22 protein-coding genes are annotated in these 18,715 nt (G+C 63.7%); 9 read left to right on the forward strand and 13 right to left on the reverse strand.

Going from position 1 to position 18,715, the window contains the following annotated elements:
• Positions 1 to 146 precede the first annotated feature (146 nt).
• The 3 genes from prfB (at position 147) to MU848_RS03405 (ending at position 2,421) form a co-directional block, all read left to right on the forward strand.
• On the forward strand, positions 147 to 1,274 hold the full coding sequence (prfB, locus tag MU848_RS03395; protein WP_097092349.1) for a peptide chain release factor 2: 1,128 nt from the start codon (positions 147 to 149) through the stop codon (positions 1,272 to 1,274).
• Entirely contained in the window at positions 1,274 to 2,008 is a 735-nt protein-coding gene (locus MU848_RS03400) for a class I SAM-dependent methyltransferase (protein ID WP_201515629.1), read from the forward strand. The genes prfB and MU848_RS03400 overlap by 1 nt, the downstream gene beginning before the upstream one ends.
• 101 nt (positions 2,009 to 2,109) lie before the next feature.
• Entirely contained in the window at positions 2,110 to 2,421 is a 312-nt protein-coding gene (locus MU848_RS03405) for a PilZ domain-containing protein (protein WP_097092897.1), read from the forward strand.
• 3 nt (positions 2,422 to 2,424) lie between these two features.
• Here MU848_RS03405 and MU848_RS03410 read toward each other — a convergent pair whose 3' ends face one another.
• Genes MU848_RS03410 through MU848_RS03420 form a run of 3 tightly spaced genes read right to left on the reverse strand, consistent with a single transcriptional unit; the run spans position 2,425 to position 4,528 of the window.
• Entirely contained in the window at positions 2,425 to 2,580 is a 156-nt protein-coding gene (locus MU848_RS03410; protein ID WP_176502231.1) for a hypothetical protein, read from the reverse strand.
• An 18-nt stretch (positions 2,581 to 2,598) separates the two neighbouring features.
• A complete protein-coding gene (locus MU848_RS03415) occupies positions 2,599 to 3,309 on the reverse strand; it encodes a hypothetical protein (RefSeq protein ID WP_247230225.1) in 711 nt (236 codons plus the stop codon).
• Between the two features lie 4 nt (positions 3,310 to 3,313).
• A complete protein-coding gene (locus tag MU848_RS03420; protein ID WP_097092346.1) occupies positions 3,314 to 4,528 on the reverse strand; it encodes a toxic anion resistance protein in 1,215 nt (404 codons plus the stop codon).
• Between the two features lie 191 nt (positions 4,529 to 4,719).
• Between MU848_RS03420 and typA the strand changes: the two genes are divergently transcribed.
• Positions 4,720 to 6,537: a translational GTPase TypA gene (typA, locus tag MU848_RS03425; protein WP_097092896.1), complete on the forward strand. Its 1,818-nt coding sequence runs from the start codon at positions 4,720 to 4,722 to the stop codon at positions 6,535 to 6,537.
• Between the two features lie 127 nt (positions 6,538 to 6,664).
• Positions 6,665 to 7,717 carry a DUF1176 domain-containing protein gene (locus tag MU848_RS03430; RefSeq protein ID WP_247230226.1) on the forward strand — a complete coding sequence of 351 codons (1,053 nt, stop codon included), beginning with the start codon at positions 6,665 to 6,667 and terminating at the stop codon, positions 7,715 to 7,717.
• 3 nt (positions 7,718 to 7,720) lie between these two features.
• Here the strand turns inward: MU848_RS03430 and egtD are convergent, their stop codons facing one another.
• From egtD to gluQRS, 5 genes are all read right to left on the reverse strand, one after another.
• On the reverse strand, positions 7,721 to 8,680 hold the full coding sequence (egtD, locus tag MU848_RS03435) for an L-histidine N(alpha)-methyltransferase (RefSeq protein WP_247230227.1): 960 nt from the start codon (positions 8,678 to 8,680) through the stop codon (positions 7,721 to 7,723).
• Positions 8,681 to 8,683: 3 nt separating this feature from the next.
• Positions 8,684 to 9,952 (reverse strand): ergothioneine biosynthesis protein EgtB, encoded by a 1,269-nt coding sequence (gene egtB / locus MU848_RS03440; protein WP_247230228.1) that lies wholly within the window; start codon positions 9,950 to 9,952, stop codon positions 8,684 to 8,686.
• A 93-nt stretch (positions 9,953 to 10,045) separates the two neighbouring features.
• Positions 10,046 to 10,615, reverse strand: a complete 570-nt coding sequence (locus MU848_RS03445; RefSeq protein WP_247230229.1) for a cob(I)yrinic acid a,c-diamide adenosyltransferase — start codon at positions 10,613 to 10,615, stop codon at positions 10,046 to 10,048.
• 7 nt (positions 10,616 to 10,622) lie between these two features.
• Positions 10,623 to 10,856: a twin transmembrane helix small protein gene (locus MU848_RS03450; protein ID WP_097092341.1), complete on the reverse strand. Its 234-nt coding sequence runs from the start codon at positions 10,854 to 10,856 to the stop codon at positions 10,623 to 10,625.
• A gap of 9 nt (positions 10,857 to 10,865) precedes the next feature.
• Positions 10,866 to 11,777, reverse strand: coding sequence for a tRNA glutamyl-Q(34) synthetase GluQRS (gene gluQRS / locus MU848_RS03455; RefSeq protein ID WP_247230230.1), 912 nt, complete (start codon positions 11,775 to 11,777; stop codon positions 10,866 to 10,868).
• Between the two features lie 96 nt (positions 11,778 to 11,873).
• Here gluQRS and MU848_RS03460 point away from each other — a divergent pair, with 96 nt between their 5' ends.
• Positions 11,874 to 12,440 carry an HNH endonuclease gene (locus tag MU848_RS03460; protein WP_097092339.1) on the forward strand — a complete coding sequence of 189 codons (567 nt, stop codon included), beginning with the start codon at positions 11,874 to 11,876 and terminating at the stop codon, positions 12,438 to 12,440.
• A gap of 30 nt (positions 12,441 to 12,470) precedes the next feature.
• Here MU848_RS03460 and MU848_RS03465 read toward each other — a convergent pair whose 3' ends face one another.
• A complete protein-coding gene (locus MU848_RS03465; RefSeq protein WP_097092895.1) occupies positions 12,471 to 13,205 on the reverse strand; it encodes a Crp/Fnr family transcriptional regulator in 735 nt (244 codons plus the stop codon).
• 215 nt (positions 13,206 to 13,420) lie between these two features.
• Here MU848_RS03465 and murA point away from each other — a divergent pair, with 215 nt between their 5' ends.
• Both murA and MU848_RS03475 read left to right on the forward strand, forming a co-directional pair.
• On the forward strand, positions 13,421 to 14,704 hold the full coding sequence (murA, locus tag MU848_RS03470; RefSeq protein ID WP_097092338.1) for a UDP-N-acetylglucosamine 1-carboxyvinyltransferase: 1,284 nt from the start codon (positions 13,421 to 13,423) through the stop codon (positions 14,702 to 14,704).
• Positions 14,697 to 16,220 (forward strand): sensor histidine kinase, encoded by a 1,524-nt coding sequence (locus MU848_RS03475; protein ID WP_247230231.1) that lies wholly within the window; start codon positions 14,697 to 14,699, stop codon positions 16,218 to 16,220. Before murA ends, MU848_RS03475 begins: the two co-directional genes overlap by 8 nt.
• Here MU848_RS03475 and MU848_RS03480 read toward each other — a convergent pair.
• The 3 genes from MU848_RS03480 to MU848_RS03490 all read right to left on the reverse strand — a co-directional run bounded on the left by MU848_RS03480 (position 16,165) and on the right by MU848_RS03490 (position 17,520).
• Positions 16,165 to 16,602, reverse strand: a complete 438-nt coding sequence (locus tag MU848_RS03480) for a response regulator (RefSeq protein WP_201515619.1) — start codon at positions 16,600 to 16,602, stop codon at positions 16,165 to 16,167. The genes MU848_RS03475 and MU848_RS03480 overlap by 56 nt on opposite strands.
• A gap of 68 nt (positions 16,603 to 16,670) precedes the next feature.
• On the reverse strand, positions 16,671 to 16,898 hold the full coding sequence (locus MU848_RS03485) for a DUF2188 domain-containing protein (RefSeq protein ID WP_247230232.1): 228 nt from the start codon (positions 16,896 to 16,898) through the stop codon (positions 16,671 to 16,673).
• Between the two features lie 4 nt (positions 16,899 to 16,902).
• Positions 16,903 to 17,520, reverse strand: coding sequence for a DNA-3-methyladenine glycosylase family protein (locus MU848_RS03490; RefSeq protein ID WP_247230233.1), 618 nt, complete (start codon positions 17,518 to 17,520; stop codon positions 16,903 to 16,905).
• A 77-nt stretch (positions 17,521 to 17,597) separates the two neighbouring features.
• Here MU848_RS03490 and MU848_RS03495 point away from each other — a divergent pair, with 77 nt between their 5' ends.
• On the forward strand, positions 17,598 to 17,915 hold the full coding sequence (locus MU848_RS03495; RefSeq protein WP_247230234.1) for a 2Fe-2S iron-sulfur cluster-binding protein: 318 nt from the start codon (positions 17,598 to 17,600) through the stop codon (positions 17,913 to 17,915).
• A gap of 21 nt (positions 17,916 to 17,936) precedes the next feature.
• Here the strand turns inward: MU848_RS03495 and MU848_RS03500 are convergent, their stop codons facing one another.
• Positions 17,937 to 18,671 (reverse strand): hypothetical protein, encoded by a 735-nt coding sequence (locus tag MU848_RS03500; RefSeq protein WP_247230235.1) that lies wholly within the window; start codon positions 18,669 to 18,671, stop codon positions 17,937 to 17,939.
• Positions 18,672 to 18,715 lie beyond the last annotated feature (44 nt).

Here is an 18,715-nt window from a genome sequence, read left to right on the forward strand (position 1 = left end):
CAGCTTTTACCCCTCCGTCAGCCCTGCGGGCCGCCACCTCCCCTTCCAGGGGAGGATTACTACGCCCTTCCCAAAATCGCATCCCTCGGATAGGGGCTGGCGTTTAGCGCGTTTAGGATGCGCCCCGAAGTTTCTGGAGACTCCCCATGCGCGCCGAAGCGCAGCAATATATCGATCGCATCGACGCCGCGCTGGACCTGCTGCGCCGTTTCCTTGACTGGGACCGCGCCTTGCGTCGCCTCGACGAATTGAATGCCCGCGTCGAGGACCCGACGCTCTGGGACAATCAGAAGATGGCGCAGGAAGTCATGCGCGAACGCACGCGCCTGGAAGCCGCGATCGGCGCGACCCGGGCGATCGACAGTGAAAAGACCGACACCGCCGAACTCATCGAAATGGCCGAGGCCGAAGGCGATGAGGAGATGGTCAACGAAGGGGTCGCTTCGCTGAAGGCGCTGGCCGACCGCGCGGACGAGGACAAGATCAAGGCGCTGCTGGCCGGTGAGGCGGACGCCAGCGACACCTATCTGGAAATCCATGCGGGCGCGGGCGGCACGGAAAGCCAGGACTGGGCGGAGATGCTGTCCCGCATGTACCGCCGCTGGGCCGAACGGCGCGGCTACAAGGTCGAACTGGTCGACTATCAGGCAGGCGATCAGGCAGGCATCAAGTCCGCGACCTTCCTGTTCAAGGGCGAGAATGCCTATGGCTATGCCAAGACGGAAAGCGGCGTCCACCGGCTGGTGCGTATCAGCCCCTATGACAGCTCGGCGCGGCGGCACACCAGCTTCTCGTCGGTCTGGGTCTATCCGGTGATCGACGACAATATCGAGATCGAGGTGAATGAGGGCGACCTCAAGATCGATACCTATCGCGCGTCGGGTGCGGGCGGGCAGCACGTCAACACGACCGACTCCGCCGTCCGCATCACGCACATCCCTTCGGGCATCATCGTCGCGTCGCAGAATGACCGGTCGCAGCACAAGAACCGCGCGACGGCGATGAACATGCTCAAGGCCCGGCTCTACGAGGCCGAGTTGCAGAAGCGCGAGGCGGCGGCTTCGGGCGAATATCAGGCGAAGACAGAGATCGGCTGGGGCCACCAGATCCGATCCTATGTGCTCCAGCCCTATCAGCTGGTGAAGGACCTGCGCACCGGCGTTACCTCGACCTCGCCCGACGACGTGCTCGACGGCGCGCTCGACCCCTTCATGGCGGCTGCCCTGTCGCAGAAGGTGACGGGCGAGAAGGTCGATGTGGAGGATGTCGACTGATGATCCGGGGCGCGCTGGCGGGATCCTTGTTCCTGCTGGCAGGCTGCGGCCTGTTGTCGTCCGCCAAGCAGGATGACCGGCCCGCCGCCGCGCGGGACTTTCCCCGTGCCGACAGGCCGGTGGCGCCCATCGTCTCGACCCGCTGGTCCAACGAGGAAGCGCGCGACCGCGTCAACGAGGCCGAAGACATCATGGATCGTGCGGGCATCCGGCCCGGCATGACCGTTGCCGACATCGGCGCTGGCGAAGGCTATTATACCGTTCGGCTCGCCAACCGCGTCGGCGCCAAGGGCAGGGTGCTGGCCGAAGACATCATGCCTGAGGTGATCGAGGCGCTGTCCCGCCGCATCACGCGCGAGGACTGGCGCAATGTCAGTGTCAGGCTGGGCGCGCCGGAAGACCCGAAGCTGCCGGAAAACAGCTTCGACCGCATATTCATGGTCCATATGTATCATGAGATCGCCGAGCCCTATGCGTTCCTGTGGAACCTCAGTCCCGCGCTCAAGAGCGACGGCGAACTGATCGTGGTCGATGCCAATCGGCCGACGGCGCAGCACGGGACGCCGCCGCGCCTGCTGGTCTGTGAACTGGCAGCCGTCGGTTTCCGTCTGGAGGAACTGGTGCCCAAGCCCACCGCAGGCGGCTATTTCGCCCGCTTCCGCCGGGTCACGGCCCGGCCATCGCCGCAAAGCATCGTACCCTGCGCCATGAAAAGTGCGACTAACGTAAATTAGCAGTTTCCCTAGGGTAAAAGGTAGCTAATGGCGGGTTAACCATGATTCTGTGCGCCGTCTTGACCTTTTCATGGTTGGATGGCCCGTGGGAGAAGCTCGGTATGAACAACCAAAGCCCATTCCTGGCGGGCAACGCCGAACAGCGGCGGCACAGTGCACGGCACAAGATGTTCGGCCCCGTCACCCTATGCGTGGCCAATGCCGAAATGCGCGGCCATTTCCTGGACCTTTCCACCTCCGGCGCGCTTGCTCATTGCGAAACACCACCCGCTGCTGGCAGCTATGTCGAGGTGAAGGCCTTTGGCGTGGAAACCAGTGGCCGCGTCGTATGGGCGCGAGGCAAGCGTTTCGGCATTCAGTTCAGCCAACCGATGACGGATGAAGCGATCGACACAGTCATCCGGGGAAGTTGAGCGTCAGCCGCGCTTGCGCCATTTCCGGAAGAGTGAAGCACTGACCAGACCGCCGCCCAGCAGCGCGGCGATGGCGCCACCGGCGGAGGCGAGCGCCCAGGCACCGGCGGCGAGCAGGCCGGTCAGGAAATCGACGATGATCAGCGTCAGATGGATCATGGCAAGAGGACGGCTGGCCTAGCGGCCAAGTTCCTTGGCTTCCTGATATTTGAGTTCAAGGAAGCGGTTCTGCACCGCCAGCTTGTCGATATCGCCGCTGGCCAGCGTCTCGCTGATCCGGGCGAGTTCTCCGTCGATGACCTTCAGCCCTTCGATCAGCTGCTGCTCGGGCACGCGGCCGTTGCGTTCCTCGCGGCGGAGCGGGGCGGGAATGGATTCATAGCCGGTGACCAGTTCGGGCAGGTGATCGGACAGCAGCTTGCGGATTTCCTGGGCGGCCGGCTCCTGTTCATTAAGGCGTTCAAGCTGTGGCGCGAGCGTCTCCAGCTTGACGCCGATGCTGTCGGCCAGGGTGACGGCGGGGGCGGGCAACGCCTTGCGCTGATTGTCGAGCCAGATTTCGGTCTGGAGCGGGAGGGCGGTGATGGGGGCGGTGGCAAGCGCCTGCGTCCCGACGCGTGGTTCGGAGGGGAGGAGGGCGATCAACAGCAGCGCCGCGATGGCAAGACCCAGCGCGACCATGACGCCAGTCGTGCCGAGTGGGATGAAGAAGCCTGCAACCATGCTGCCGATAAGGATGGCGAGTATCGACCAGAAGGCCCATTTCACCTTGCGCATCAGCGCGGTGCCGCGCCTCTGCCGCGCCCGGGCCGACAGGCTGCGCCCACGCTCGCCGTGGCGGCGCAGCACTGCTTCGGCATCGGCCAGGACACGGTCGGATCGGCTCACTGCCTTAGGCCTCGATCGCGCTCAATAGCGGGTTGTCGGCGCGCGCCTGTTGCGCGGCCTGGGCCTGGCCCTCTGCGCGGGCGATGTAGCCCTTCGACTTTTCTACCTCCGTCGACAGCGTGTTCACCGTCGTCTTCATATTCTCCAGCGCCTTGGCCTTGAACGTGTCGATATTATCCATGGTGTCGTAGATATTCTGGAATGCGCGTTGCAGCGTCGCGATGGGGATGGTGCTGGACGCGGCCTGCTCATGGATTTGCGCCGTCTGGTTCTTCAGCATCTCGCCGGTCGAATCGATCATGTTCGCCGTGGTCGTGTTGAGCGCGCTGATCTGTTCGAGCACCAGCTTCTGCCCCGCCAGTGCCTGCGCTACGGTGACGGCGGTGCGCAGCGCGGCAACGGTGGTGGTGCTCGCGCGGTCGACGCCCTTCACCAGTTCGACATTGTTCTTCTTGACGAGGTCGAGCGCCAGATAGCCCTGAACGGTCACGGCCATCTGCGTCAGCAGGTCCTGCGTGCGCTGGCGGATGTAGAAGAGCGCGCTCTCCCGGATCGCCTTGGCCTTCGCCGGATCGGTCGCGTCCAGTTCAAGCGCCTTCGCCTCCAACCGGGCGTCGAGCGTCTTGGAGATGTGGATCATCTGTTCCAGGCGGCCCATCGCCGCCCACATATTCTGCCGCTCGACATCGATGGCGGCATTGTCCTTGATCAGCACGTCCTTGCCGCTGGCGAGGCTGCCGAGGATCGAGTTGATATGCCCCTGCGCGCTTTTATAGCCGTCGAAATAGTCGCGCAGCCGGTTGCCGAAGGGAATGATCCCGAACAGCTTCTTGGGCGCAAGCAGGCTGCCGCGCTTGCCCGGATCGAGATCCTCGACCGTGCGGCGTAGCTCAGCCAGGTCCGCGCCAACCTTGTTGTCGCTGTCCATCGCGCGGACGGGGCGGTCAAGGAAGCGGTTCGAATGGCCCGCCGCCTCTGCGATCTCCTTGCGGCCCATATTGGTCAGCTGGTCCACCCGCTGGCCGAATTCGGGCGAGTTGGCGTCCTGTGCGACAAGGTCGTCGATGAAGGCATCGACCTTCTCGTCCAGCTTCGAACGCTTCTCGTCATCGATCGGGACAAGACCCGCCGCCTTTTCCGGCGAGACCGGCGGCACCGGATCGGGCGGCGTCAGGTTGAGCGTGTCGGCTGTCGCCGTGGTGGGCGCGGTGCTGGCCATAACGTCTCCTTCATGCTGTTATATGTAGCTATAACAGTGGCGCTTCAATCCGGAATATGGTCCTGCGTCCGGGCCGATGCAAATCCTTGCCCTGCCCTTGCCGCAACGCATCATTTCCTGTAGGGGCGCGCGCGATACTCTGGTCAGGCGTGGTGCCGGCCGGGAAAACAGAAAATCCCAAAGGCACATGCATGTCCCTGCGTAATATCGCCATCATCGCACACGTCGATCATGGCAAGACCACATTGGTGGATCAGCTCTTCCGGCAGTCCGGCACCTTCCGCGACAATCAGCGCGTCGAGGAACGGGCGATGGATTCGAACGACCTCGAAAAGGAACGCGGCATCACCATCCTGGCGAAGCCCACCTCGGTCGAATGGAACGGCACCCGCATCAACATCGTCGACACGCCGGGCCACGCCGACTTCGGCGGAGAGGTGGAGCGCATCCTCTCGATGGTCGATGGCGTCATCCTGCTGGTCGATTCGTCTGAAGGCGCGATGCCGCAGACGAAGTTCGTGACCGGCAAGGCGCTGGCGCTGGGCCTCAAGCCCATCGTCGTCGTCAACAAGGTCGACCGTCCCGACGAGCGCATCCAGGAAGTGCTGGACGAAGTGTTCGACCTGTTCGTGACGCTGGACGCCACCGACGAGCAGCTCGACTTCCCGGTGCTCTACGCCTCGGGCCGTAACGGCTACGCCAGCGAAGATGCCCAGCGCCGCGAAGGCACGCTGGAGCCGCTGTTCCAGAAGATCGTCGATCATGTGCCGCCGCCGTCGCTGGACGTGGACGCGCCTTTCAGCTTCCTCGTGACGCTGCTCGACCGCGACAACTTCCTTGGCCGCATCCTGACCGGCCGGGTCCAGTCCGGCACGGTCAAGGTCAACCAGCCGATCCACGCGCTCGACGCTGACGGCAATGTGATCGAAACCGGCCGTGCGTCGAAGATCATGTCCTTCCAGGGCCTGGACCGCGTACCGGTGGACGAAGCCAAGGCGGGCGACATCATCAGCCTCGCGGGCCTGACCGTCGCCACCGTCGCCAACACCATCGCCGACCCGCAGGTCAGCGTTCCGATCAAGGCCCAGCCGATCGATCCGCCGACCCTGTCGATGCGCTTTGCGGTCAACGATTCGCCGATGGCTGGCCGCGAGGGCAGCAAGGTGACGAGCCGCATGATCCGCGATCGCCTGGCCCGCGAAGCCGAATCCAATGTCGCCATCAAGGTGACGGAATCGGAAGACAAGGACAGCTTCGAAGTCGCAGGCCGCGGCGAACTTCAGCTCGGCGTTCTCATCGAGACGATGCGCCGCGAAGGTTTCGAGCTCGGCATCTCGCGCCCGCGCGTGCTGTTCGGCGAGGACGAAAATGGCAACAAGACCGAGCCTTATGAAACCGTCGTCATCGACGTGGACGATGAATTTTCGGGCACGGTCGTCGACAAGATGAACATCCGCAAGGCCGAGATGACCGACATGCGTCCCTCGGGCGGCGGCAAGACCCGCATCACCTTTTCCGCGCCCTCGCGCGGCCTCATCGGCTATCATGGCGAATTCCTGTCCGACACGCGCGGCACCGGCATCATGAACCGCCTGTTCGAGAAGTACGGCCCCCACAAGGGCAAGATCGAAGGCCGCAAGAACGGCGTCCTGATCTCGAACGGCGCGGGCGAAGCCAATGCCTATGCGCTGGGTCCGCTGGAAGATCGCGGCATCCTGTTCGTCGGCGTGGGCGAAGCGCTCTACGAAGGCATGGTGATCGGCGAAAACGCCAAGCCCGAAGACCTTGAAGTCAACCCGATGAAGTCGAAGGCGCTGACCAACTTCCGCGCCAGCGGCAAGGACGACGCCGTCCGCCTGACCCCGCCGAAGAAGATGACGCTGGAACAGGCGATCGCCTATATCGACGATGATGAAATGGTCGAGGTGACGCCCAAGACCATCCGCCTGCGCAAGCGCTATCTCGATCCGAACGAGCGCAAGCGCATGTCGCGCGCCAAGGCGGCTTGATCCAGGAGGCCGGTGTCGAAGGACACCGGCCTTTTTGTTATGGGGCCCCATCAGCAGTGCATGTCCGGCGATGCGGCATGCCGACAAGCCACTACCGCTCCACTATAAACTAAGTTATAGTTAACCAATGGGGGACAAACGCTTAATCACGTTGGCGGCGATGCTGTCGGCGTTCATCGCATCCGCGCCGCTGGCAGCTCAGGCACCACGGCCCGGCGCCTTGGAAATCTACAAGGATTGGACGATCGGTTGCGACAATCGCAGCCGATGCGAGGCCGTGTCACTGCTTCCCGATGGCGGTGAGTGGCCGGACAAGCCTGTCGCGCTCGGCCTGGTGCGCGAGGCGGGGGGAGCCGCCGACCCGGAAATATGGGTCAGCCGCGATACGCACGGGCAGGAGGACGTCAGCTTCCTGGTCGATGGCCGCAAGATCGCGACAGCGGCGAGCAGGGACGGCGAAGCCCGGCTGCAAGGGCCCCAGGCGGCCGCACTCGCCATCGCCATGGCGCGGGGCACGAAGCTTGAACTGCGATCGGCCGGTGCAGTCATTGCCCGGCCGTCCCTTGCCGGAGCGGCGGCGGCAATGCGCTATATGGACGCGCGGCAGGGGCGTGCAGGCACGCAGGCGGCGCTGGTCGCGACAGGAGCGCTGGCGGCGAATGCGGTTCGCCCGGCGCCTCCGCTTCCTTTGATCCGCCGGGCGGTCATACCGGCAGGCGCGGCGCCCGTGACCCTGTGGCGCGAAGAACTGGCGGCTGTGGGGAAATTCACCGGTTGCGCGGACGAGATGCGTGATGCGTCGCCGCCGGAACTGCATCGCCTTTCAAAGACGGAAACGCTGGTGCTGGTCCCCTGCGGCGCGGGCGCTTACAATTATTCGGCTGTTCCGGTGATCGCCACCGGCATTCCGGGACGGCGCAGCTTCCGCCACGCGGCCTTCGATTATCAACCCGGCTGGAGCGAGGATGCCGCGCATCCCACCTTGGTCAACGCCTCCTGGACGCCAGAAAGTTCGTCGCTTGAAAGCTATGCGAAGGGCAGGGGCATTGGCGACTGCGGCAGCAGCGAAAGCTATGTCTGGGATGGCATCCGCTTCCGCCTGGCATCCGCGAGCGCGATGGGCGAATGCCGGGGGGCCTGGCATTGGATCACCACCTGGTCGGCCAAGGTCGTCCCATAGCGGTCACGCCGCAGCGGCGAGGATGAGGGAGAAGAGCCCGTCGGGATCGGTCCATTGCCGCGCCGGTTCCCATCCTCCTGCACGCAGCAGCAGCTGTTCGTCGCGCGGCCCATATTTGTGGCTGCTCTCGCTATGGATGGTCTCGCCCTGCTCCATCGCGAACGCATGTCCCGCAACGTGAAAACGCAGGGGCCGCAGTGCCTCCAGATGCATTTCGATCCGGGCCTTCCCGTCATTCCATATCGCGCGATGGGCGAAGTCTTCGAGCGGCAGGTCGCCTTCCAACTCGCGGTTGATGCGCGCCAGAAGGTTGAGATTGAAGGCGGCTGTGACGCCCGCTGCGTCGTCATAGGCTGCGATCAGCCGGGCAGGGTCCTTGATCTGGTCCATGCCGATCAACAGCATCGCGCCCTCTCCGAGCAGCCTGCGCATCGATCGAAGCAGGTCGACGGCCGATGACGGTTCCATGTTGCCGATGGTCGATCCGGGGAAAAAGCCGAGCCTTGGCAGATCATCGACCATATTGGGCAACGTCAGGTCGGCATGAAAGTCGCCGACCAGCGGCAGCACGGGAAGGCCGGGAAATGCGGACGCCAACGCCGCGCTGCTGGCATGGAGAAAGTCGCCGCTGATATCGATCGGCACATAGGCGGATGGATCGATCGCCCGAAGCAGATGCGGCGTCTTGCGCGCGCTGCCTGCGCCGAATTCGATGACGGCCCGGCCGGGGCCGACGGCATCGGCGAAGTCCGCGCCATGGCGTTCCAGCAATGCAGTTTCGGTGCGGGTGGGATAATATTCGGGCAGGTCGGCAATTTCCTCGAACAGTTCCGATCCGCGCCGGTCGTAGAACCAGATCGGTGGCGTCGCCTTGGGATAGCGGGAAAGCCCCTCCACTATGTCACGGCGAAAGCTGCTGTCCGCGACGGGGTTCGCGGCGGGGGCGTCGAGTGTCAGAAGCACAGGCTAGAGATCCTTGGCCAGGCGCAGGCCAGTGAACTGCCAGCGTTGATGGGGGTAGAAGAAATTCCGGTAGCTCGGCCGCACATGCCCGCGCGGGGTGGCGCAACTGCCGCCCTTCAGGACGAACTGCCCGGCCATGAACTTGCCATTATATTCGCCTGCCGCGCCCTCATTGGGGCGGAAGCCGGGGTAAGGGCGATAGCCACTGCCGGTCCATTCCCACACATCGCCGAACATCTGGGTAAGCGAGGCGCGGCCGTCCGTGGCTTGGGGGCGGGGACATTCAGCGCCGTCCAGCTGATTGCCGCTGGTCGGTGCGACATTCAGCGCGCCGCTTTCCCACTCCTCTTCGGTCGGCAGCCGCGCGCCGGCCCAGCGGGCATAGGCGTCGGCCTCGTAGAAGCTGATGTGACACACCGGCGCGGCGGGGTTGACCGGTTTACGGCCGTCCAAACCGAAGCGGGTCCAGCCTTGAGCATCGTGGCGCCAGTAAAGGGGCGCTTCCACGCGCTCCGCCTGCACCCATGTCCAACCGTCCGACAGCCAGTGCGCGGGATCGCGATAGCCGTCATCTTCGATGAAGGCGATCCACTCGCTATTCGTGACCAGCCGGTGGGCCAGCGCATGCGGGTGGAGAAGCGCCTTGTGCCGTGGCCCCTCGCAATCGAAGGCAAAATCGCCTTTGCCATCGTCGCCTATTTCCACAAGGCCCTGGCGTCCTTCGATCCAGTGGATGGACCCCGGAAGCGCCGCTGGCTTGGACCTTGGTGTTTCAAACAAGACAGGTTCCAGCGGGTTCAGCGAAAAGAGGTGCTGCATGTCCGTCAGCATCAACTCCTGATGCTGCTGTTCATGATGAAGGCCGAGCAGGGCCAGCGACTGCGCGGGCGCAGGTAGGGTAGGGAGGGCCGCCAGCAGCGCTTCATCCACATGGGCCCGGTAAGCGAGAATATCCTCAAGCGGCGGGCGGGTCAGCACGCCGCGCAGCGGGCGGGCTTGGCGGGGGCCTTCCGCTTCATAATAGCTGTTGAACAGGAACGCATAGTGCGGATCGAACGGACGATAGGCGGGCGCATGGTCGCGCAAGACGAAGGTTTCGAAGAACCAGCTCGTATGCGCCAGATGCCATTTGGCTGGGGAAGCGTCCGGCATGGACTGGACGGTCGCATCGGCATCCGACAGCGGGGCGCACAGCGCTTCACTCAGCGCGCGCACGTCGCGATAGTGTTGCGTCAGATCATGCTGACCCGGTGCGACCCGGCTTTTCGCCATGCTGGCCCCTTCCCATAGGCTTGTGCTGCAATCGCAAAAACAAGCGCATGGGAGGCGATTTCGGTTCCGCTGGGCGGCGGAGCTTCTTTGAAGCTAGCGCGAGGCGCCGGGCACCCACTTCACATCGGCCGCGCCATTGCCGTTGAGGCGGCGCGCCATGACGAACAGCAGGTCCGACAACCGATTGAGATAGGCGAGGGCCAGAGGATTGAGCGCGACCTCCGCTGCAGCCGCCGTGGCGCTGCGTTCGGCCCGGCGCGTGATGGCGCGGGCAAGATGGACGGCGGCCGCGGCAGGCGACCCGCCGGGCAGGATGAAGCTGTCGAGCGGCTGCAAATCGGCGTTCATCGCATCGATCTGGTCTTCCAGCCGCTTCACCTGGGTGGCGACGATGCGCAGCGCCCAAGGTTCGTCCTCCCCCTCCGGCACTGGCGTGGCGAGATCTGCGCCGAGGTCGAAAAGGTCATTCTGGATCGTCGTCAGCCAATCCGCTTCGGGTGCTGTGCCGATAGCGAGGATGGCGAGACCGATCGCGCTGTTGGCTTCATCGACATCGCCGACCGCCTGCATGCGCGGCGCATGCTTGGGCAGGCGCGATCCATCCACAAGGCCGGTGGTTCCCGCATCGCCGGTGCGGGTGTAGATCTTGTTCAGCTTCACCATCGGCGGATCAGCCGTTGCCCTTCATCAGCAGCAGGATGGCCACGATGATGACGGCCGCCGCCTGAAACAGGATGCGGTTCATCATCATCTTGTTCTGCTTCAGGCTGGAAGGGCTGGGCGTGCCGTCCGGCGCGTTCAGCTGCTCCTTGGTCGTCTGCAGAAAGGCGATGATGCCCCGGACGAGCGCAAAAAGCGTCGCTGCCATGGCAAGGACAAGCGCAATGACGAGAATGATGTTCATGGCCTGAATCTAGGCCCTGGCCAGTGAAATGCCAACCGGAAAGCGACCGCCGCGCAGATCGGCGGCAAGGACTGCGGGATCGGTGCCCTGTGCGCGCAGGTCCGCCAGGGCGATCGATCCGTCGCGCTTGGCTAGGCGCCTGCCGTCGGCGCCGACGAGCAGCGGATGGTGGCAGTAGACGGGTGTCGGCAGGTCGAGCAGCGCCTGAAGCAGGCGGTGGACATGCGTCGCGGCAAACAGGTCATCCCCACGCAGCACATGGGTGACGCCCATTGCCGCATCGTCGAGGGTGCAGGATAGATGGTAGCTGGCAGGCGCATCCTTGCGCGCGAGGACCACGTCGCCCGCGGTCTGGGGTTCCGCCTCGATCATCCATCCATCCCCGGCACTCAGCCCGAGCGGGGGGAAGGGAGCGGACTCCCAATGCAACTCACCTGTAGTCGCAATCGCCTTGGCCATATCCAGCCGCCACGCATGAGGTTCGCCTGCCGCAACCCGCCGTTCCCGTTCGGGCGAAGGCAATGCGCGACAGGTGCCCGGGTACACAGGCCCCTCCGGCCCATGCGGCGCACTGGCGCTGGCGGCTATGTCGGCGCGCGTGCAGAAACAGGGGTAGAGAAGGCCCATGTGCCGCAATCTCTCCAGCGCCGCGTCATAATGGACGAGCCGCTCCGATTGAAAGACCAGCTCGCCGTCCCATGTCACCCCCAACCAGTTGAGGTCCTCCGCTATGCCTGCGACATGCTCCGGCCGGCTGCGCGTGCCATCGATATCTTCGATCCGAAGCCGAAATAAGCCGCCATTTGCGCGGGCAAAATCCATCGCCAGCAATGCCGACCAGCCATGGCCGACATGCAGCTTGCCGGTGGGGCTGGGGGCGAAGCGCGTTACCACATGCTGTGGCGAGAAGGATTGGATCATACAGGCCCTTGACGGGTCGGGGTGGTTAATGCTGTCATGTTGCCGTCACGTTCCTGATCGATCAGGATCCTGGCAATTGGGGGTTCGAGGGTTCTTATGTACCATCCCGACCTGATACGACATCCGGAAAACTGTCCGGCGCTGGTCCTGAACGCTGATTATACGCCGTTAAGCTATTATCCGCTGAGCCTCTGGCCGTGGCAAACCGCTATCAAGGCGGTTTTTTTGGAGCGGGTGGACATCGTCGCCAATTATGAGCGGGAGGTGCACAGCCCAAGCCTCCAGATGAAGATCCCGTCGGTGATCGCGCTCAAGCAATATGTGAAGCCGTCCGAACATCCCGCCTTCACCCGGTTCAACCTGTTCCTGCGGGATCGCTTCGCCTGCCAATATTGCGGATCGCCGCACGATCTGACCTTCGACCATGTCATACCGCGCCGGGCAGGTGGCCGGACGACCTGGGAAAATGTCGCCACGGCCTGTTCACCCTGCAATCTCAAGAAAGGCGGCCGCACGCCAAGGGAAGCGGGCATGCGGCTGCATGTCGAGCCGATCCGGCCGACCAGCTGGCAGTTGCAGGAACATGGCCGGGCCTTTCCGCCCAACTATCTGCACGAAAGCTGGCACGACTGGCTCTATTGGGACGTCGAACTGCTCGCCTGATGCTTGGCCCGCCGGGTCGCCAAGAGCCGGTCAGATGTAACCAGGCAGCCAGTCGAGATCCACATCCTTGTGCCTGTTCGTGTAGTGGCCGATCTCTTCCAGCCGCTGCATATCGAGCAGGGTGATGCGACCATTCGCGCGGCTGATCAGGCCTTCCTGTTCCATCTGCCGCACCATCCGGTTCACATGGACGGAGGTCAGGCCGATCGCATCGCCAATCTCCTCCTGCGTCAGTTTCAGGTCGAAGCTGTCGGTGACACCGTCATCGGTGACGCGCAGCCGGTCGAAAATGTCGAGCAGGAAGGACGCGACCCGCGCCTTGGCCGACGTGCGGCCCAGGGACGCGAGCCGGTCGGTCAGCGCCACCCTTTCCGTGTTGGACAGCAGGAACAACAGGGCTGCGACCCGCGGATATTCCTCCAGCAACCGGCGCAAGGCATGCTTGTCGAAAGGGCAGACGATCGCGTCGGAAAGCGCCACCAGTGATTCGGGCGCCTTGCTGTAGATGGTGCTGGCGGAGCCGATGAAATCGCCGGGAAAATAGACCCTCAGGATCTGGCGGCTGCCATCGGGCAGGATGACGAAGCTCATCACCCGTCCCTCGCGCAGCACGAACAATTCGGTCACCGTTTCATTGACGCGCTGAATCATCGCCCCCCGCTTCACCTTGCGCGGATTTTCCTCAAGTCTGGTAAGCGCGTTCTTTTCCTCGTCGGACAATGGCACATGCTTTGCGAGCCTGTCCGCGAAACAACCTGTCGCCACCCAAAGCACCTTTTATCAAATTTGTCGTTACGGTGGCAAAACGCCCCTCACGTCTTTTGGCTGCATTTTGGGGCCGCGCACTAAACTCGATCAATTTCGCTGGCCCGAAAGTGCAAATGTTTCCCCAGCGTATCCCACCGATCACATGCGGCTGCCTGGGCACGCTGGTCGCTCCCGCCTTGCGCCGAACGCAATTAACGTTAAGAACCCAGCCGATGGACCGCATTCATATTCGCGGCGGCAAAGTGCTGAGCGGCCGCCTTCCCATCTCCGGTGCGAAGAACGCCGCGCTGACATTGCTGCCTTGCGCATTGCTGACCGATGAACCGGTGACGCTGCGCAATCTGCCTCGTCTGGCGGACGTCGACAGTTTCGGTCATTTGCTGAACCAGCTTGGCGTATCGACGATGATCGAAGGCGCGCGGCCGGAGGATTTCGGGCGGGTCATGACCATGCGCGCGGGCCGGGTCACATCGACCGAGGCGCCATACGACATCGTGCGCAAGATGCGGGCGTCCATTCTGGTGCTCGGCCCCCTGCTCGCGCGTGCGGGCGAAGCGCGGGTTTCGCTGCCCGGCGGCTGCGCCATCGGCAACCGCCCGATCGACCTGCACCTGAAGGCACTGGAGGCTTTCGGTGCGGTGATCGAGATCAACGCGGGTTATGTGCGCGCCTCCGCACCTGATGGCGGCCTGCCCGGTGGCATCTATACTTTCCCTGTGGTGTCCGTTGGCGCGACCGAAAATGCCGTCATGGCGGCGGTGCTCGCAAAGGGAACCTGCGTCCTTGAAAATGCCGCGCGCGAGCCGGAGATCGTCGATCTTTGCAAATTGCTGATCGCCATGGGCGCGGATATCGAAGGGGTCGGGACCGACAAGCTGATCATCCATGGCCGGGACCGGCTGCATGGCGCGACCTACAGCGTCATGCCGGACCGCATCGAGGCAGGCAGCTACGCCTGCGCGGCGGCGATCACCGGGGGCTCGCTTGAACTGGCCGGGGCCTGTGCCGACGACATGCATGCCATCCTGGCCGCCCTGCGCGACGCGGGTGTCCAGGTCGATGAGCTGAAGAACGGCATCAGGGTTTCGGCGGACAGCAAGCTCAAGCCGCTGACCTTGTCCACCGCGCCTTTTCCCGCCTTCCCGACCGACATGCAGGCCCAGTTCATGGCGATGCTGACGAAGGCGGACGGCGCGTCCGTCCTGACCGAGACGATCTTCGAAAACCGCTACATGCATGTGCCTGAACTCGCTCGCATGGGGGCGGACATCGGCGTGAACGGCCGCACGGCCGTGGTGCGCGGCGTGGATCGTCTGGTCGGCGCGCCGGTCATGGCAACGGACTTGCGTGCTTCCATGAGCCTGATCCTCGCCGGGCTCGCGGCGGAAGGGGAGACGCAGGTCAACCGCGTCTATCATCTCGATCGCGGCTATGAGCGGCTGGAGGAAAAATTGTCGGCCGTCGGCGCGGACATCGAACGGGTAAGCGATGGCTGACGGCACGGGGCTGGAGACGGATCGGGCGGCCTTGCTGGCGCGCTATGATCTGGATGCCGGCGGCTTTCGCACGCTGGACCAGATCACCGACTTCGCCGCTGCGCTTTGCGATGCGCCGATCGCGCTCGTCAGCATCGTTGAGGAGGAGCGTCAGCGTTTCCTTGCGCGCACGGGCCTTGATGCCGAAGAGACGTCGCGCGACGTGTCCTTCTGCGCCCATGCCATGCACGGCAGCGATATTTTCGTGGTGCAGGATGCCAGCGCCGATCCGCGCTTTGCGGCAAATCCGCTCGTCACGAGCGCACCGCACATCCGTTTCTATGCTGGAGCGCCGTTGTTGAATGGGGAGGGGGTGCCGCTGGGCTCGCTCTGCGTCATCGATGACAAGCCAAGGGAGGACCTGACGCCGGTTCAGCGGCAGGGCCTGTTCCTGCTGGCGCGCCAGGTGATGGTGGAGCTGGAGGGGCGGCGGCGCGATCAGGACATCATCGCCCGCCAGGTCAAGGATGCGGAGGCTGTGGCGGAGAGCGACCGGCTCTTCCGCACCCTGGCCGATACCATGCCGCAAATGGTCTGGTCGACGCTGCCGGACGGCTATCATGATTATTATAATGCCCGTTGGTATGAATATACCGGCGTGTCGGATGGCGCCACGGATGGCGACGGGTGGAACGGCACCTTCCACCCGGACGATCAAGAGCGGGCATGGCAGCGGTGGCGGCATTCGCTGAAAACCGGCGAGCCATACGAGATAGAATATCGGTTGCTCCATCATAGCGGCGAATATCGGTGGACCTTGGGCCGGGCGCTGCCCATCCGCGACGATGAAGGCAGGATCACGCGCTGGATCGGCACCTGCACCGAAATTCACGAACAGAAGCTGATGATGGAAGAGCGTGAGATCATCGCGCACGAACTTTCCCATCGGATCAAGAATATCTTTTCCGTGATCGCGGGCCTGATCGGTTTGTCGGCGCGTCAGAACCCCGCAATCCGGGTGGCGGCGGATGATCTGCGGGACCGGATCATGGCTCTTGGCCGGGCGCATGATTTCATCAGGCCGCACAGCATCGAAACCGGCGAAGACATGCAGCAGGGGCGGCTGCACGGCATATTGGAGCAGATATTCGCGCCCTATAATGACGCTGGTGGAAACCGCATCATCCTGTCCGGCGAGAATCCAGCGATCGATGATCGATCCGCCACGCCGCTTGCGCTGCTGTTCCACGAACTCGCGACCAATGCGGCCAAATATGGCGCGCTGTCGGTGTCGCAGGGGCAAGTGCGCATCGATGTCCAGCGCGAGGGCGCAGACATCTGCATCGAATGGCGGGAAGAAGGCGGTCCACCAGTAAAGCCGTCAGACCGCGAGGGCTTTGGCAGCCGCCTCATGCAGCTAAGTGCTGAGCGGCAACTGGGCGGACGCATGGAGCGCGACTGGCGGCCCGAGGGCCTTCGTATCAGCCTGCGGATTCCATTCCGCTCCATGAGCCGGGCGAAAGTCGAAATGGCGTAAAGCCGAAAATCTCGGCTGTTTCGAGGTCCCTTTGTTCCGACGCGGCGAGGCGTAGCGTTTCGGCGATACTATGGGCGCGAAACGGCTTGGTTATCACGCCAAGGGCCGCTTCGGCAGCGGCGCCGATCTGAGCCGGGTTGGCGGTGACGTAGATCACCTGGACGCCATATTGAGCGGCAAGTTCCAACCCGATGCCAGGGCCGGTCGGCCCGTCGCGCAGGTTGAGATCGACAAGCGCGATGTCGCAATCATTGGCGGCAATGAGCGCGCTTTCGCGATCAGCGGCAATCGCGCTGACCGCAAAACCTGCGTCTTCGACGATCTGCTCGATCTCGAGTGCGACGAAAATTTCGTCTTCGACGATTAAGACCTTCTTACTCATGCCTCAGCCCGCGGAACTGGAGCCGACAATGTCCAAACCGCCATCTGGTTCCCAAAATCCGAAAATTTTCAGGCCGTCTCGTCCGTCTGATTGGTCCAGAGCGTCTCGAACTTGGTCCCCTGCATCAGCAGCACGCTGGCGGTATAGCCACCGTCGCCAGCCTTTCGCGCCGTATCGGTGGCGTTTTCGACTGCGGCTTCACGGGTGGCGAATGGGCCATAATAGCGGTTGTCGAGATTGATCTTCCAGACGCCTTCATGTTCCAGGACGATGTAGCGAGCATGGGGCAAGGACATGAGCTTAGAGAACCTCCGTATTATAATGATGCCAGGCCATGATGGCGGCAGCGCCCCTGTGGGGCCGCCATGCTTCGGCAAGGGCGCGGGTTTGCCGCTCGCTCGGCCGTTCGGGCAGGCCAAGGATGCGGCCGACCTCGATCTGCACGGCAAGATCGCCAGCGGGCCAGACATCGGGTCGCCCTTCGGCGAACAGCAGGTAGATTTCGGCTGACCAGCGCCCGATGCCCTTCACCTGGGTAAGGAGCGCGATCGCCTCCTCGTCATCCTCCGGCAGGGCATGCAGGTCGATCTGCCCGCTTGTGACCAGTTCAGCGAGGCTCCGGGCATAGCCCTGTTTCTGGCGCGACAGGCCGCAGGCGCGCAGTGCGTCGAAATCGCGGGAGAGCAGCTGGTCCGGCGCGCACCCCTCGCCAAGCTCCGCCTCCAGCTTGCGCCAGACGGCTGCGGCCGCCGCTACGCTCACCTGCTGGCCGACGATGGTGCGCAGCAGCGTCTCATAACCGGGCTCCCGCATGCGGGGCAGGGGATAGCCGACGCGCGCCAGGGCAGCGGCAAAGCCGGGTTCGAGGACGGCGATCGCGTCCAGGCTGTCGCGCAGCTGCTCGGGGGTGGTGACCATGCTCTGCTTGTTTCCGGCTCTTGATTTATCGGCTCCCCCGCCTATGAGCGGCGGTGGAAATTTTAGGATCGAGGTACATGCCTAAACTGATAGTGGTCAACCGTGCGGGTGAAGAGCAGGCTGTCGAGGGCGACAGCGGCCTGTCCGTGATGGAAGTCATCCGCGACAATGGCTTTGACGAGTTGCTGGCGCTGTGCGGCGGTTGCTGCTCCTGCGCGACCTGCCATGTCTATGTCGATCCCGCCTTCGCAGAAAAGCTGCCTGCGCTGAGCGAAGACGAAAACGACCTGCTCGACAGTTCGGATCATCGCAACGAAAGCAGCCGCCTGTCGTGCCAGCTGGTGATGAACGAGGATCTGGACGGTCTGCGCGTCACCATCGCGCCGGAAGACTGATCCTTCTCATCCGGGCGCCCATCACTGGTTGACGCGCAGCGTCGCCATGGGCGCCTCGCTGGTGAGCGGCGTGATCCGCCAGACGATCCGCCTGCCGCCTGCGATGCTCTGCGCGCCGTCTTCCTGATTCTGGCTCACGATTTCGGCGTCGGTGGTCAGCGTGAAGTGGCCGTCGAGCGCCTTTGCCGCATCCTCTCCAGGCCCGCTTTGCCCCATCGGCTCACGGCTCTTGTCGAAGCCGTTGGAATAGCCCGGAGCCTTCACCCGCACCCTGTCGCCGCCGCGCAGCTCGACCGCCACGAAGGGCAGGACGATTTCGGCGTCGCTGTTGAAGGGGAAGAGGAAGCTGTGGGTCAGCCGCCCGCTGATCGCATAGTCGATCTCGAAGCGGTGATTGCCCAGATAGCGGGCGGAACGAAATCCCTTCTCCTTGGACAGGGCGGCGGCGATCGCCTGCATCTGCGCCTCGTCGCCGGATGCTCCGCCTGCGCCAAATCCTTCTTCACGGCCCTTCTGCATCGCCGTCTTGTGAAGGGCGCTATCCTTCTTTTCCGGGGCGCCATCGCCAATGGAATCCCCACTGGAGGAGCCGAACCCCTTCATGTCGGACGATATGATCTCGCCCTTATAGGTGAAGCTGAACTGCCGGTCCGCGCGGATGTCGAGGGTGGATTCGAACTTGCCCGGCGTGACGAGGCAGGCGCCCAGCAGCAGGCAGCAGGCAAGTGCGCTGGCGGCGCGAAGAAAAACAGCCATATCGTCCCCCATTTCCGGCGCTGCCTCATCAGCGCAGCCTGGCC

The organism is Sphingobium agri (assembly GCF_023051225.1).
GTDB lineage: Bacteria > Pseudomonadota > Alphaproteobacteria > Sphingomonadales > Sphingomonadaceae > Sphingobium > Sphingobium agri.

What these genes read in the sequence shown, in the direction of transcription:
- prfB (WP_097092349.1), top strand. Translation starts at nt 147, where the DNA reads ATGCGCGCCGAAGCGCAGCAATATATCGATCGCATCGACGCCGCGCTG.
- MU848_RS03400 (WP_201515629.1), top strand. Translation starts at nt 1,274, where the DNA reads ATGATCCGGGGCGCGCTGGCGGGATCCTTGTTCCTGCTGGCAGGCTGC.
- MU848_RS03405 (WP_097092897.1), top strand. Translation starts at nt 2,110, where the DNA reads ATGAACAACCAAAGCCCATTCCTGGCGGGCAACGCCGAACAGCGGCGG.
- MU848_RS03410 (WP_176502231.1), bottom strand. Translation starts at nt 2,580, where the DNA reads ATGATCCATCTGACGCTGATCATCGTCGATTTCCTGACCGGCCTGCTC.
- MU848_RS03420 (WP_097092346.1), bottom strand. Translation starts at nt 4,528, where the DNA reads ATGGCCAGCACCGCGCCCACCACGGCGACAGCCGACACGCTCAACCTG.
- typA (WP_097092896.1), top strand. Translation starts at nt 4,720, where the DNA reads ATGTCCCTGCGTAATATCGCCATCATCGCACACGTCGATCATGGCAAG.
- MU848_RS03430 (WP_247230226.1), top strand. Translation starts at nt 6,665, where the DNA reads ATGGGGGACAAACGCTTAATCACGTTGGCGGCGATGCTGTCGGCGTTC.
- egtB (WP_247230228.1), bottom strand. Translation starts at nt 9,952, where the DNA reads ATGGCGAAAAGCCGGGTCGCACCGGGTCAGCATGATCTGACGCAACAC.
- MU848_RS03445 (WP_247230229.1), bottom strand. Translation starts at nt 10,615, where the DNA reads ATGGTGAAGCTGAACAAGATCTACACCCGCACCGGCGATGCGGGAACC.
- MU848_RS03450 (WP_097092341.1), bottom strand. Translation starts at nt 10,856, where the DNA reads ATGAACATCATTCTCGTCATTGCGCTTGTCCTTGCCATGGCAGCGACG.
- gluQRS (WP_247230230.1), bottom strand. Translation starts at nt 11,777, where the DNA reads ATGATCCAATCCTTCTCGCCACAGCATGTGGTAACGCGCTTCGCCCCC.
- MU848_RS03460 (WP_097092339.1), top strand. Translation starts at nt 11,874, where the DNA reads ATGTACCATCCCGACCTGATACGACATCCGGAAAACTGTCCGGCGCTG.
- murA (WP_097092338.1), top strand. Translation starts at nt 13,421, where the DNA reads ATGGACCGCATTCATATTCGCGGCGGCAAAGTGCTGAGCGGCCGCCTT.
- MU848_RS03475 (WP_247230231.1), top strand. Translation starts at nt 14,697, where the DNA reads ATGGCTGACGGCACGGGGCTGGAGACGGATCGGGCGGCCTTGCTGGCG.
- MU848_RS03480 (WP_201515619.1), bottom strand. Translation starts at nt 16,602, where the DNA reads ATGAGTAAGAAGGTCTTAATCGTCGAAGACGAAATTTTCGTCGCACTC.
- MU848_RS03485 (WP_247230232.1), bottom strand. Translation starts at nt 16,898, where the DNA reads ATGTCCTTGCCCCATGCTCGCTACATCGTCCTGGAACATGAAGGCGTC.
- MU848_RS03490 (WP_247230233.1), bottom strand. Translation starts at nt 17,520, where the DNA reads ATGGTCACCACCCCCGAGCAGCTGCGCGACAGCCTGGACGCGATCGCC.
- MU848_RS03495 (WP_247230234.1), top strand. Translation starts at nt 17,598, where the DNA reads ATGCCTAAACTGATAGTGGTCAACCGTGCGGGTGAAGAGCAGGCTGTC.
- MU848_RS03500 (WP_247230235.1), bottom strand. Translation starts at nt 18,671, where the DNA reads ATGGCTGTTTTTCTTCGCGCCGCCAGCGCACTTGCCTGCTGCCTGCTG.